Source organism: Micromonospora sp. WMMB235 (assembly GCF_001855515.1).
In the GTDB taxonomy this organism is placed as follows: domain Bacteria; phylum Actinomycetota; class Actinomycetes; order Mycobacteriales; family Micromonosporaceae; genus Micromonospora; species Micromonospora aurantiaca.
Genome location: NZ_MDRX01000001.1, coordinates 1,868,166 through 1,883,582, shown reverse-complemented (window position 1 = coordinate 1,883,582; position 15,417 = coordinate 1,868,166). Strand labels below are relative to the sequence as shown.

1 protein-coding gene (cut by a window edge) is annotated in these 15,417 nt (G+C 75.2%); it reads left to right on the top strand.

Annotated features, from left to right (window positions below; genetic code table 11):
- The first annotated feature begins 23 nt into the window (after positions 1 to 23).
- Positions 24 to 15,417 carry the 5' portion of a type I polyketide synthase gene (locus BFV98_RS07710; protein WP_071095640.1) on the top strand. The gene runs 14,399 nt beyond the window's last position, so 15,394 of the gene's 29,793 nt are visible here — the first part of the coding sequence; the start codon lies at positions 24 to 26; its stop codon lies off the right edge, out of view.

Sequence of the window (15,417 nt, the reverse complement as noted above, 5' to 3'; positions counted from 1 at the left end):
TTGTCCCCAGTACGGAGCTCATGATGTCTACGTCCGCAGACAAGGTCGTCGAGGCGCTTCGCGCGTCGCTCAAGGAGACGGGCCGCCTCCGCCAGCTCAACCAGCAGCTGACCGCCGCCGCCCGGGAGCCGATCGCGATCGTCGCGATGTCCTGCCGCTACCCGGGCGGCGTCGCCAGCCCCGAGCAGCTCTGGGACCTGGTGGCCTCCGGCGGCGACGCGATCGGCGGCTTCCCGACGGACCGGGGCTGGGACCTGGACAACCTGTACGACCCGGACGCCGACCGCGCCGGCCGCTCCACGACCCGCGAGGGCGGCTTCCTCTACGACGCGGCCGACTTCGACGCCGAGTTCTTCGGCATCTCGCCGCGCGAGGCCGTGGCGATGGACCCCCAGCAGCGGCTGCTGCTGGAGACGTCGTGGGAGGCGTTCGAGCACGCCGGCATCGCACCCGCCTCGATGCGGGGGCAGAAGGTCGGCGTCTTCGTCGGCACCGCCGCCAACGGCTACGGCATGGGCCCGCAGAGCGAGGCCGAGGGCGCCGACGAGGGCTACCTGCTGACCGGTACGGCCACCAGCGTCGTCTCCGGCCGGATCGCGTACGCCCTCGGCCTGGAGGGCCCCGCGGTCACCGTCGACACCGCCTGCTCGTCGTCGCTGGTCGCCCTGCACCTGGCGTGCCAGGCGCTGCGGCAGGGCGACTTCGACCTGGCCCTGGCCGGCGGCGTGTGCGTCATGGCCACCCCCGGCCCGTTCGTGGGTTTCTCCCGGCAGCGAGGGCTCGCCCCGGACGGCCGCTGCAAGTCGTTCGCCGCCGCCGCCGACGGCACGGGCTGGTCCGAGGGCGTCGGCATCCTGCTGGTGGAGCGGCTGTCGGACGCGCAGCGCAAGGGACACCCGATCCTCGCCGTGATCCGGGGCAGCGCCGTCAACCAGGACGGCGCGTCCAACGGCCTCACCGCCCCCAACGGCCCCGCCCAGCAGCGGGTGATCCGGCAGGCCCTCGCAAACGCCCGGTTGACCACGGCCGACGTGGACGCCGTCGAGGCGCACGGCACCGGCACCGTCCTCGGCGATCCGATCGAGGCGCAGGCCCTGCTGGCCACGTACGGGCGGGACCGCCCCGCCGACCGGCCGTTGCTGCTCGGCTCGATCAAGTCGAACATCGGTCACAGTCAGTCCGCCGCGGGCGTGGCCGGCGTGATCAAGATGGTGATGGCGATGCGGCACGGACTAGTGCCGTCCACCCTGCACGTCGACGAGCCGACGCCGAAGGTGGACTGGTCGGCCGGCGAGGTGTCGCTGGTGACGGAGGCGACGCCGTGGCCGGCGACCGACCGTCCCCGCCGGGCGGCCGTGTCGTCGTTCGGCATCTCCGGCACGAACGCGCACACCATCATCGAGGAGCCACCGACCCCGGATGCCGCCGAGCCCGCCGACGCCGGACCGGCACCCACAGTCGCCCTGCCGGCGGTGCCCGTGCTGCTCTCCGCCCGCTCCGAGGCCGCGCTCGGCGCGCAGGCGGGCCGCTGGACCCGGTGGCTGGAGGACGACGAGGCCCTCCGCACCGTGGACGTCGGCTGGTCGTCGGTCGTGTCGCGCTCCGCGCTGGAACACCGCGCGGTGCTCACCGTCACCGACCGCGAGGAGCTGCTGGCCGGGCTGCGCGCCCTCGCCGCCGGCCAGCCGTCCGGCGCGCTGGTCGCCGGGCAGGCCGCCGACCGGGGTCCGCTCGCGGTGCTCTTCTCGGGTCAGGGCGCGCAGCGTGCCGGCATGGGCCGGGAGTTGTACGCGGAGTTCCCGGTCTTCGCCGCCGCGCTGGACGAGGTGTGCGCACAGCTCGACGCGCTGCTGCCGCGCCCGCTCAAGGAGGTGCTGTTCGCACCCGAGGGTTCCGCCGAGGCGGAGCTGCTGGACCGGACGGTGTTCACGCAGGCCGGTCTGTTCGCGGTCGAGGTGGCGTTGTTCCGCCTGGTGGAGTCGTTCGGCGTCGCCCCCGACCTGGTGGGTGGTCATTCGATCGGCGAGGTCACGGCCGCGCATGTGGCGGGGGTGTTGTCGCTGGCGGATGCGTGTGTGTTGGTGGCGGCGCGGGGCCGGTTGATGCAGGCGTTGCCGGCCGGTGGTGGGATGCTGGCCGTCGCGGCGGCCGAGGCCGATGTGCTGGCGACGCTGGACGGCTTGACCGGTGTGGGGGTCGCGGCGGTCAACGGGCCGACGTCGGTGGTGGTCTCCGGTGCGGTGGAGGCGCTCGACGAGGTGGAGCGGGTCTGGCGTGGGCGGGGTGTGCGGACGCGCCGGTTGTCGGTGAGTCATGCGTTCCACAGTCCGTTGATGGAGCCGATGCTGGATGAGTTCCGGGTGGTCCTGGACGGGTTGACGTTCGAGGCGCCGGGGTTGCCGGTCGTGTCGAACGTGACCGGTGCGCTGGCTGACGCCGACGAGATCCGTTCGGCCGACTACTGGGTGCGGCACGTCCGGGAGGCTGTGCGTTTCGCCGACGGGGTCGCCGCGCTGTGCGCCGCCGGGGTGGACACGTTCCTGGAGATCGGCCCGCGCAGCGTCCTGACCGCCATGACCCGGGACGTGCTGAGCGGGCGGGAGCCGGCGGACGCCGACGACGACACCCCGGTCGTCGCCGTACCCGCCCTGCGCGCCGACCGCCCCGAGTCGCGGGCCCTGCTCGCCGCCCTGTCCGAGCTGCACGTCAACGGAACACCCGTCGACTGGGCGGCCCTCTACGCCGGCACCGGAGCGACCCCGGTCGCCCTGCCCACATACGCGTTCCAGCGGCAGCGCTACTGGCCCGAGCAGATGCCGGCCTCGGCCACCGGCCCGGTCAGCCCGGACGTGGTGGACGTCGAGTTCTGGTCGGCCGTCGAGCGCTCCGACGTGGCGGCGCTCGCGGCGCAGATCGGCGTCGACGGCGCGGCCCTGGACGTGCTCGCCCCGGCCCTGCCGGTGCTGTCGTCCTGGCGCAGGGCGCGGCTGCGGGACACCGTCGTCGACGGCTGGTCGTACCGGGTGGTGTGGAAGCGGACCGCCGCCCCCGCACCGGTCACCCCGTCGGGCCGCTGGCTGCTCGTGGAGCCCGTCGACGACGCCGCCACGACCGAGTGGGCCGGGGCGCTCGCGGGGGCGCTGAGCGCCGCCGGCGGCGAGGTGTCCCGGCTGGCGGTGGACCCGCTCGCCGAGCGCGACCAGGTGACGTCGCGGGTGGCCCAGGCCGTACAGAACGCCCCGTTCACCGGGATCGTCTCCCTGCTGGGCCTGCTGGAGCGGCCCCACCCCGGCCGGCCGGCGGTGCCGCTCGGCACGGCCGCCACGATGACGCTGGTGCAGGCCCTGCACGCCGCCGACGTCACGGCACCACTGTGGATGCTCACGCGGGGCGCGGTCGGCACCGGCGACACCGACCCGGTGCGCAGCGTCGCCCAGGGCGGGCTGTGGGGCCTGGCCCGGGTCGCCGGGCTGGAACACCCGCAGCTCTGGGGCGGCCTGGTCGACCTGCCGGACGCGCCCGGGCGCGGCGACTGGGACCACGCGGTGGGCGTCCTCACCGGCGGTGGCCCCGAGGACCAGGTGGCCGTACGACCCTCCGGCGTCTTCGTACGGCGACTGGTGCGTGCCACGCCGGCGGCCGTCGGCGCCGTCGACCGCTGGCAGCCGTCCGGCACCGTCCTCGTCACCGGCGGCACCGGCGCGCTGGGCGCGCACGTGGCCCGCTGGGCGGCGGCCAACGGGGCCGAGCACCTCGTGCTGACCAGCCGCCGCGGCGAGCACGCCCCCGGGGCGGCCGAGCTGCGCGACGAACTGACCGGGCTCGGCGCCCGGGTGACCCTGGTCGCCGCCGACATGGCCGACCGCGCCCGCGTCGAGGCGCTGCTGCGCGACGTCGACGCCGACCCGGCGCCGCTGACCGCGGTGGTACACGCCGCCGGCGTGGGCCAGCTGACCATGCTGGTCGACACCGACCTCGCCGGGCTGGCCGGGGTGCTCGACGGCAAGATCGCCGGCGCCGTGCACCTGGACGAGCTGCTGGGCGACCGGCCGCTCGACGCGTTCGTGCTGTTCTCCTCCATCGCCGGCATCTGGGGCAGCGGCGGACAGGCCGCGTACGCCGCCGGCAACGCCTTCCTCGACGCCCTCGCCGAGCGGCGCCGCGCCCGCGGCCTGGCCGCCACCGCCGTGGCCTGGGGCCCCTGGGCCGAGGGCGGCATGGCCAGCGGCGAGGGCCAGGAACTGCTGGCCCGCCGCGGCCTCAGCCCGATGTCGCCGGCCCAGGCCGTGTACGCGCTGCGCAGCGCCGTCGGCCGGGCCGTGCCGTCGGTGACCGTGGCAGACGTTGACTGGTCCCTGTTCACCCCGGCGTTCGCCGCCGCCCGCGCCCGCCCCCTGCTCGACGACGTCGCCGAGGCGCGCGACGCCCTGCGCGTGGTCGACGCCGAGCCCGAGGACACCGCCGGCGGCGGGCTGCGCCAGCACCTGCTGACGCTGCCCCGCGCCGAGCAGGACCGCCACCTGACCGACCTCGTACGCACGCACACCGCCGCCGTGCTCGGCCACTCCGGCACGGACCTGGTCAAGGCCGGCCGGGCGTTCAAGGAACTCGGCTTCGACTCGCTGACCGCCGTCGAGCTGCGCAACCGGCTCGGCGCCGCCACCGGCCTCACCCTGCCCACCACCCTGGTCTTCGACTACCCGAACCCGGCCGCCCTCGCCGACCACCTGTCGGTGACGCTGCGCCTGCACGAGGTCGAGACCGTGACCGCCTGGGGCCCCGCCGGGCCGGTGGACGGCGACCCGATCGTCATCGTCGGTATGAGCTGCCGCTACCCGGGCGGCGTGGCCAACCCGGACGACCTGTGGGACCTGGTCGCCACCGGGCGCGACGGCATCAGCGGCTTCCCCGACGACCGGCACTGGGACATGGGCCGGCTGCTGGCCGTCGACGCCGACGGGCAACCCGTCTCGCACACCCGCGAGGGCGGCTTCGTCGACGGCGCCACCACCTTCGACCCGGGCTTCTTCGGCATCTCGCCGCGCGAGGCCGTCGCCATGGACCCGCAGCAGCGCCTGCTGCTGGAGGCGTCCTGGGAGGCCATGGAGCAGGCCGGCATCGACCCGGACGAGCTGCGCGGCAGCCGTACCGGCGTCTTCGTCGGCGCCTCCCCGTCGGGCTACGGCACCACCGACACACCGGCCGAGCTGGCCGGCTACCAGCTCACCGGCGGCGCGCACAGCGTCATCTCCGGCCGCGTGTCGTACACCTTCGGGCTGGAGGGCCCGGCGGTGACGGTCGACACCGCCTGCTCGTCCTCCCTCGTGGCTGTGCACCTGGCCGCTCAGGCGCTGCGCGGCGGCGAGTGCGACATGGCGCTGGCCGGCGGCGTCACCGTCATGGTGACCCCCGGTGCCTTCGTCGAGTTCTCCCGCCAGGGCGGCCTCGCCCCGGACGGGCGCTGCAAGTCCTTCGCCGCCGACGCCGACGGCACCGGCTGGTCGGAGGGCGTCGGCGTGCTGCTGGTCCAGCGGCTCTCCGACGCCCGGCGGCAGGGCCGCCAGGTGCTCGCCGTGCTCGCCGGCAGCGCCGTCAACCAGGACGGCGCGTCCAACGGCCTCACCGCCCCCAACGGCCCCGCCCAGCAGCGGGTGATCCGGCAGGCCCTCGCGAACGCCCGGTTGACCACGGCCGACGTGGACGCCGTCGAGGCGCACGGCACGGGAACGACGCTCGGCGACCCCATCGAGGCGCAGGCGCTGCTGGCCACCTACGGCCAGGGCCGCCCCGCCGACCGGCCGCTGCTGCTCGGCTCGATCAAGTCGAACATCGGCCACAGCCAGGCCGCGGCCGGCGTCGCCGGCATGATCAAGATGGTGCAGGCGATGCGGTACGGCCTGCTCCCGCGGACCCTGCACCTCGACGAGCCGACCCCCCACGTGGACTGGTCCTCCGGCGCGGTCTCCCTGCTCACCGAGGCGCGCCCCTGGCCGGCGGTGGACCGGCCGCGCCGGGCCGCCGTGTCGTCGTTCGGCATCAGCGGTACGAACGTGCACCTGATCCTGGAGCAGCCGTCCGCGCCGACCGACGCGGACGAGCCGGCCGACGGTGACGAGCCGTCCCGGCCGCCGACGGTGCTGCCGCTGCTGCTGTCGGCCCGCGACGCGGCCGGGCTGTCGGCGCAGGCCGGCCGCTGGGCGCAATGGCTCGGCGGCACCGAGGCCCCGCGCCCGCTCGACGTGGCGTGGTCCTCGGTGGCGTCGCGCTCCGTACTGGAGCACCGGGCCGTCGTGTCCGGGGCGAGCCGGGACGAACTGCTGGCGGGCCTCGAAGCCGTGTCGGCGGGCGAGCTCTCGGCCGGCGTGCTCACCGGCCCGGGCGGCCAGCGCGGCCAGCTGGCGCTGTTGTTCTCCGGTCAGGGTGCGCAGCGTGCCGGGATGGGCCGGGAGTTGTACGGGGTCTTCCCGGTGTTCGCCGCCGCGCTGGACGAGGTGTGCGGACACCTCGACCCGCTGCTGCCGCGCCCGCTGCGGGAGGTGCTGTTCGCCGAGGCGGGCACCGCCGAGGCGGAGCTGCTGGACCAGACCGTGTTCACGCAGGCCGGTCTGTTCGCGGTCGAGGTGGCGCTGTTCCGCCTCGTGGAGTCGTTCGGGGTCGTTCCCGACATGCTGGCCGGTCACTCGATCGGTGAGGTGACGGCGGCGCATGTCGCGGGTGTGTTGTCCCTGGCGGATGCGTGCGCCCTCGTGGCGGCGCGGGGTCGGTTGATGCAGGCGCTGCCGACCGGTGGCGGGATGCTGGCCGTAGCCGCTGATGAGGCGGCCGTGGCGGAGTCGGTCGCGGGGCTGACCGATCGGGTCGGTATCGCGGCGGTCAACGGGTCTGCCGCAGTGGTGGTGTCGGGTGCCGTCGAGGCCCTGGCCGAGGTGGAGCGGGTCTGGCGGGATCGGGGGGTGCGTACCCGCCGGCTCACCGTCAGCCACGCGTTCCACAGCCCGTTGATGGCGCCGATGCTCGATGAGTTCCGTACGGTTCTGGGTGGGTTGGCGTTTGCGGCGCCGTTGTTGCCGGTCGTGTCGAACGTGACCGGTGCCCTGGCCGGTGACGAGATCTGCACGCCGGAGTATTGGGTGCGGCACGTGCGCGAGGCTGTGCGGTACGCCGACGGGGTCGCCGCCCTGCGGGCTGCCGGTGTGGATACGTTCCTGGAGGTCGGCCCGCAGAGCGTCCTGACCGCTATGAACGCCGACCTGCTCGCCGATGACGAGGCCGTGCTGGCGGTGGCTGTGCAGCGCCGTGACCGTTCGGACGCGCAGGCGTTGCTGCACGCCCTGGCCGAGTTGCACGTGCACGGTGTGCCGGTGACCTGGCAGTCGTGGTTCGCCGAGACCGGCGCGCGGCGGGTGGACCTGCCCACGTACGCCTTCCAGCGGGAGCGGTACTGGCTGCCGCCCACCGGCCGGTCCGCCGACGTCTCCGGGGCCGGCCTCGGCGTGGCGCGACACCCGCTGCTCGGCGCGGCGGTGTCGGTCGCCGGCGAGGACATGGTGGTGCTGACCGGCCGGCTGTCGGTGTCGACGCACCCGTGGCTCGCCGACCACGTCGTCTCCGGCGCCGTGGTCGTGCCGGGCACCGCCCTGGTGGACCTCGTCGTCCGGGCGGGCGACGAGGTCGGTGCCTCCCGTGTCCGTGAGCTGACCGTGCTCGCCCCGCTCGTGCTGCCCGCCACCGGCGGCGGGGTACGGGTGCAGGTCCGGGTCGGTCCCGTCGACGGCACCGGCAGCCGGTCGGTGACCGTGCACTCGCAGTCCGAGGACGACCCCGAGTCGGGGTGGACCCGGCACGCCGACGGCCTCGTCGGCGCCCCCACTGCCGACGAGCCCACCCTTGGCGCGTGGCCGCCGCCCGGCGCGTCCGAGGTGGACGTCACCGGCTGGTACGCGACGGTCGCCGAGCACGGGCTCGCGTACGGGCCGGTCTTCCGGGGCCTGCGCCGGGCGTGGACCGCCGACGGCGAGGTGTTCGCCGAGGTCGCCCTCGCCGACGAGTTCGCCGGTGATCCGGCGGGCTTCGGGGTGCACCCGGCGCTGCTGGACGCCGCCCTGCACCCTGTCGGGCTGCTTCCCGCCGACGAGGCGGGCGGCGGTCCCCGGGTGCCGTTCGCGTTCGAGGGGGTGCAGGTTCACGCCGTCGGCGCCCGGACGCTCCGGGTCCGCCTCACCGCCTCCGGCAGCTCGGTGCGGCTGGTAGCCACCGACGAGACGGGCGTGCCCGTGGTGTCGGTGGACTCGCTGACGCTGCGCGAGATGACCGGCCTGGCGGCCGCGCCGGACGAGGCGTACCGATCCCTGTTCGAGGTCTCCTGGCAGCCGGAGCAGATCGTCGCGCCCGACGGCGCGTACGGCTGGGTCGTGCTCGGTGGGCGTCCGCTCGACGGCGCCCCGCAGCTTCCGGCGTACGCCGGCATCGCCGATCTGACCACGGCGGCGACGGACGGCACCGCCCCGGCGGCGCTGCTGCTGCCCGTCACCCCGGCACCTTCCGGCGCGGACGTGCCCGACGCGGTGCGCTCCGTCACGGCGGACGTCCTCGGCGTGGTGCAGGCGTGGCTGACGGCCGGGCCGCTGGCGGACTCGCGGCTGGTCGTCGTGACCCGCGGCGCGGTGGCTACCGGCGCCGACGACCGCGTCACCGACCTGGCGGGGGCGGCGGTCTGGGGCCTGCTGCGCTCGGCCCAGTCGGAGCACCCCGGCCGGATCGTACTGGCCGACCTGGAACCCGGCACCGACCTGGACGCCGACCTGCTGGCCCTGCTCGCCGCCGTCGCCGACGGCCCCGCCCTCGGCGGGCAGGTCGCGGTGCGGTCGGGCACGGCGTACCTGCCGCGGCTGGTCCGCGCCACGGGCGCCGCGCGCACCCCGGCGGCCCTCGGCGGGGGAACCGTCCTGGTGACCGGCGGCACCGGATCGCTGGGCGCCCTGGTGTCCGAACACCTCGTCACCGCGTACGGCGTGCGTTCGCTGGTGCTGGTGTCCCGGCAGGGGCCGGCTGCCCCCGGCGCCGACGAACTGGTGCGGCGGCTGGCCGCGCTGGGCGCGACCGCCCGGGTGGTCGCCACCGACGTCACCGACCGCGAGCGCGTCGGCGAGCTGGTCCGGTCCATCACCGCCGACGACCGCCTGGCCGGGGTGGTCCACACCGCCGGCGTCCTCGACGACGGCATCGTCAGCGGGATCACCGCCGACCGGCTGGCGGACGTGCTTGCCCCGAAGGTCACGGCGGGCTGGTGGTTGCACGAGGCGACCGCCGAGCTGGACCTCGACCTCTTCGTGCTCTTCTCCTCCGTCGCCGGAGTGCTCGGCTCTCCCGGCCAGGCCGCGTACGCGGCCGGCAACGCCTTCCTGGACGCCCTCGCCGTGCTGCGGGCGCAGCGCGGGCTGCCCGCCGTCAGCCTCGCCTGGGGCATGTGGGACACCGACGGCATGGCGGCGTCGATCAACGACGCCGACCGGGCCCGGGTGACCCGGGCCGGCCTGGTCCCGATGACCGCCCCCGTCGGGCTCGGACTGTGGGACGCCGCCCTGACCCACGGCGGCGCGGCCCTGGTGCCGGCCGTGGTCGACCTGCCCGCCATGCGGGCGCAGACCGCCGCCGGCCGGGTGCCGGTGATGCTGCGGGGGCTGGTGGGACCGGCCGCGAAGCGCCGCCGCTCCGGCACCGGCGCGTGGGCCGACCGGCTGGCCGGCCTCGACCCGCAGGAGGCGCGTACGCAGGTGGCGCTGCTGGTGCGCGGAATGATCGCGCAGGTCCTCGGCCACGGCGGCGCCGAGGCGGTGCCGGCGGACCGGGCGTTCCGGGAGCTGGGCTTCGACTCGCTGACCGCCGTCGAGCTGCGCAACCGGATCAACAGCGCGAGCGGGCTGCGACTCACGTCGACACTCGTCTTCGACTACCCGACCCCCGGCGCCCTGTCGGAGCACCTGTACGAGCAGCTGTCCGGCCAGGTCGCCGCGCAGCAGCAGGCCGTGCGGGCGACAACCGTCGACGAGCCGATCGCCATCGTGGGCATGGCGTGCCGCTACCCGGGTGGCGTGACGAACCCGCAGCATCTGTGGGACCTGGCCGCCGCCGGCGCCGACGGCATCGGCGAGTTCCCCACCGACCGGGGCTGGGACCTCGACCGGCTCTTCCACCCCGACCCGGACAACCCCGGGACGTCGTACACCCGCCACGGTGGCTTCCTGTACGGGGCCGCCGAGTTCGACCCGGACTTCTTCGGCATCTCGCCGCGCGAGGCGATCGCCATGGACCCGCAGCAGCGGCTGCTGCTGGAGGCGTCCTGGGAGACGTTCGAGTCGGCCGGCCTCGACCCGTCGCGGCTGCGCGGCAGCCGGACCGGCGTCTTCGCCGGCCTGATGTACCACGACTACGCCTCCGGCGTGCAGGACCTGCCCGAGGGCGTGGGCGGCTACCTCGGCACCGGCACCTCCGGCAGCGTGCTGTCCGGCCGGGTGGCGTACACGTTCGGGCTCGAAGGCCCGGCGGTGACCGTGGACACCGCGTGTTCGTCGTCGTTGGTCGCGCTGCACCTGGCGGTGCAGGCGCTGCGCGGCGGCGAGTGCGACCTCGCCCTGGCCGGCGGCGTGACGGTGATGGCCACGCCCGGGACGTTCATCGAGTTCTCCCGGCAGCGGGGCCTGTCGGCCGACGGCCGGTGCAAGTCCTTCGCGGCGTCGGCGGACGGCACGGGCTGGTCCGAGGGCGTGGGCGTGCTCCTGGTGGAGCGCCTGTCGGACGCGCGGCGCAACGGGCACCGCGTGCTTGCGGTCGTGCGTGGCACTGCCGTCAACCAGGACGGCGCGTCGAACGGTCTGACCGCCCCGAACGGCCCGTCGCAGCAGCGCGTGATCCGTCAGGCGCTGGCCAACGCGCGGCTCACCGCCGCCGACGTGGACGCCGTCGAGGCGCACGGCACCGGTACGACCCTGGGCGACCCGATCGAGGCGCAGGCCCTGCTGGCGACGTACGGGCAGGACCGGCCCGCCGACCGGCCGCTCTGGCTGGGCTCGGTCAAGTCGAACATCGGCCACACCCAGGCCGCCGCCGGGGCAGCCGGCATCATCAAGATGATCATGGCGATGCGGCACGGCGTGCTGCCGTCGACGCTGCACGTCGACGAGCCGTCCCCGCACATCGAATGGAGCGCCGGGGCGGTCTCCCTGCTCACCGAGGCCCGCGACTGGCCTGCGGCGGGCCGGCCCCGTCGCGCCGCGATCTCGTCGTTCGGCGTCAGCGGCACGAACGCGCATGTGATCATCGAGCAGCCGCCCGCCGAGGCGGAGCCGACCCGGGGCGAGGGCGCGCCGACGCCCACCGCCGGGCAGCTGCCGTCGCCGGTGCTGCTGTCGGCCCGCTCCGAGGCCGCCGTCGCGGCCCAGGCGGAGCGCTGGGCCCGCTGGATCGCCGGCGACGAGGAACTGCGCCCCCTCGACGTCGGCTGGTCGTCGACCGTCAGCCGGGCCGTCATGGAGCACCGCGCGGTGGTCACCGCGACGGACCGGGACGAACTGCTGGCCGGGCTGCGCGCCCTCGCCGACGGTGAGCCGGCCGCCACCGTGGTCACCGGCACGGGCGCGACGCGTACGCAGCTGGCCGTGCTCTTCTCCGGCCAGGGCGCGCAGCGGGCCGGGATGGGCCGGGAGCTGTCCGCCCTGTTCCCCGTGTTCGCGACCGCGCTGGACGAGGTGTGCGAACACCTCGATCCGTTGCTGCCGCGTCCGTTGCGGGAGGTGCTGTTCGCCGAGGCGGGTTCCGCCGAGGCGGAGTTGCTGGATCAGACGGTGTTCACGCAGGCCGGGTTGTTCGCGGTCGAGGTGGCGCTGTTCCGTCTGGTGGAGTCGTTCGGGATCGTGCCCGACGTGGTGGCTGGTCACTCGATCGGTGAGGTGACGGCCGCGTACGTGGCCGGGGTGCTGTCCCTGGCCGACGCGTGCGCTCTCGTGGCCGCGCGGGGTCGGTTGATGCAGGCGTTGCCCACGGGCGGCGGCATGCTGGCCGTGGCCGCTGACGAGGCTGCGGTGGCGGAGTCTCTCGCCGGGATGACCGATCGGCTGGGTATCGCGGCGGTCAACGGTCCGGCCGCAGTGGTGGTGTCGGGTGCCGTCGAGGCTCTGGACGAGGTGGAGCGGGTCTGGCGGGACCGGGGTGTGCGCACTCGCCGTCTCACGGTGAGCCACGCGTTCCACAGCCCGCTGATGGCGCCGATGCTCGATGAGTTCCGCGCCGTCCTGGCGGGGCTGACGTTCCGGTCGCCGCTGCTGCCGGTGGTGTCGAACCTGACCGGCGCGCTCGCCGACCCGCAGGAGATCACCCGCGCCGAGTACTGGGTGCGGCACGTGCGGGAGACCGTCCGCTACGCCGACGGCATCGCCGCCCTGCGGGCCACCGGGGTCGACACCTTCCTGGAGATCGGCCCGCAGAGCGTCCTGACCGCGATGAACGCCGACCTGCTCGCCGAGGACGCGCTCGCGGTGGCCGTCCAGCGCCGGGACCGGCCCGCCCCGCAGGCACTCCTGCACGCCCTCGCCGACCTGCACGTCCACGGCGTCCCGGTGACCTGGACGCAGTGGTTCACCGACGCCGGCGCCGCCCGGGTCGACCTGCCGACGTACGCCTTCCAGCACCAGCGGTACTGGCTCGGCGCGGGCCAGGCGCGTGCCGCCGACGTGTCCGGGGCGGGCCTCGGCGTGGCCGGGCATCCGCTGCTCGGTGCGGCGGTGTCGGTGGCCGGTGTGGACATGGTGGTGTTGACGGGCCGGTTGTCGGTGTCGACGCACGTGTGGCTCGCGGACCACGTCGTGTCCGGCGCGGTGGTCGTTCCCGGTGCCGCTCTGGTGGAGTTGGCGGTGCGGGCGGGTGACGAGGTGGGTGCGTCGCGGGTGCGGGAGTTGACCGTGGCCGCGCCGCTGGTGCTGCCGGAGGCCGGCGCGGTGCGGGTGCAGGTGCGCGTCGGTGCGGCCGACGAGGCCGGCGTCCGGGTCGTGGCGGTGCACTCGCAGTCCGAGGGTGATCCGGAGGCCGACTGGGTGCGGCATGCGGAGGGCGTGCTGGAGCTGACGTCGGCCGGCGAGCCGGGCGTGGGGGAGTGGCCGCCGGTCGGTGCGTCCGAGGTGGACGTGGCGGGCTGGTACCCGACGCTGGCGGAGCGTGGCCTGGCATACGGGCCGGTGTTCCGGGGGCTGCGCCGGGTGTGGGCGGGCGGCGACGAGGTGTTCGCCGAGGTGGCGTTGCCGGACGAGGTGGCGACGGAGGCGGCGCGCTTCGGTGTGCACCCGGCGCTGCTGGACGCCGCCCTGCACCCGATCGGGCTGCTGCCCGGCACCGAGGGGTCGGGCGGGCCGCGGGTGCCTTTCGCGTTCGAGGGTGTGCAGGTGTATGCCTCGGGCGCGCGGGTGCTGCGGGTGCGGCTGTCGCGTACGGGCTCGGCGGTGCGGCTGGTCGCGTGCGACGAGTCGGGCGCGGCCGTGGTCTCGGTCGACTCCCTCGCCCTGCGCGAGCTGACCGGCGTGACCGCGGCGGGCGCGGCGGCCCGCGCGATGTTCGAACTCACCTGGCAGGCCGAGGAGATCGCCGCCACCGGGGACCTCTCCGGGTGGGCGCTGGTCGGCTCGCCGGCAACCGCCGACCTGCCGGCGTACGGCGACGTCGAGGCGCTCGTCGCGGCGGTCGACGCCGGCCGGACGGTCGCACCGAGGGCGCTGCTGCTGCCGCTCGACGGGCCGGAGACGGCCGTCCCCGACGCGGTACGCGTGGCGACCTCGGAGGTGCTGGCGACCGTCCGGTCCTGGCTGGCAGCCGATGCGCTGGCGGAGTCGCGGCTCGTGGTGATGACGCGGGGTGCGGTGTCGGTGGCGGCGGACGACCGGATGTCGGACCTGGCCGGTACGGCGGTGTGGGGTCTGCTGCGGTCGGCGCAGTCGGAGCACCCGGGTCGCATCGTGCTGGCGGACGTGGACGGTGACGTGGATGCCGGGCTGCTGGGTGTGCTGACCACGGTGGCCGACGAGCCGTCGACGCACGGCGGTCAGGTCGCGGTGCGTGCGGGCGAGGTGTTCGTGCCGCGTCTGGTGCGTGCGGTCGCTGCGGCGTCGGTGGAGACGCCGGTCGTGGGTGACGGTGCGGTGCTGGTGACCGGTGGTACGGGTGCGCTCGGTGCGTTGGTCGCGGAGCATTTGGTGTCGGTGCATGGTGTGCGGTCGCTGGTGCTGGTGTCGCGGCGTGGTGCGGAGGCCGCTGGTGCGGGTGAGTTGTCGGAGCGGTTGTCGGCGTTGGGTGCGTCGGTGCGGGTGGTCGCGTGTGATGTGACGGACCGGGACCAGGTCGGCGCGCTGGTGGCCGAGGTGACCGCCGGGGGTCGGTTGGCGGGTGTGGTGCACACGGCTGGTGTGTTGGATGACGGTGTGGTGGAGGGGCTGACGGCGGAGCGGTTGGCGGGGGTGTTGGCGCCGAAGGTGTCGGCGGGTTGGTTCCTGCACGAGGCGACGGCGGGTCTGGATCTCGACTTGTTCGTGGTGTTCTCGTCGGTTGCGGGTGTGCTCGGCTCGCCGGGTCAGTCGGCGTATGCGGCGGGTAACGCGTTCCTGGACGGGTTGGCGGTGTATCGGCGGCAGCTCGGGTTGCCGGCGGTGAGTCTGGCGTGGGGCATGTGGGACACCGCCGGCATGGCCGCCTCGATCGACGAGGCGGACCGGGCGCGGTCCGCGCGGGCGGGTCTGACGCCGATGAGCGCCGAGACCGGGTTGGAGCTGTTCGACGCCGCCCTGGTGGCGGAGCAGCCGGCGTTGGTGCCGGCCGTGATCGACGTACCGGCGATGCGCGCAGCGCTCGGCGCCGGCCCGGTGCCGGCCGTGCTGCGTACCCTGATCGGGTCGACGGCGGCCCGGCGACGGGCCGCGCGGAGCGGCGACTGGGCCAACCAGCTCGCGGGCCTGGCGCCCGACGAGGCGCGCGCCCAGATCGACGTGCTGGTACGGGGTCTGGTCGCGCAGGTGCTGGGGCACGGTGGTGCGGAAGCCGTGCCGGCGGACCGGGCGTTCCGGGAGTTGGGCTTCGACTCGCTGACGGCGGTGGACCTGCGTAACCGGTTGAACGCGGCCACCGGGCTGCGGCTGGCCTCGACGCTGGTCTTCGACTACCCGACCCCGGCCGTGCTCGCCGACCACCTGCACGAGCAGGTCTCCGGGCAGATCACCGCCCGCCAGACGGCGGTACTCACCGCCGGCACCGACGAGCCGATCGCGATCGTGGGCATGGCCTGCCGCTACCCCGGTGGCGTCGATGGTCCGGACCAGCTGTGGGCGTTGCTGGCCGGCGGCGGCGACGGGATCTCGGAGTTCCCCACCGATCGCGGCTGGGACC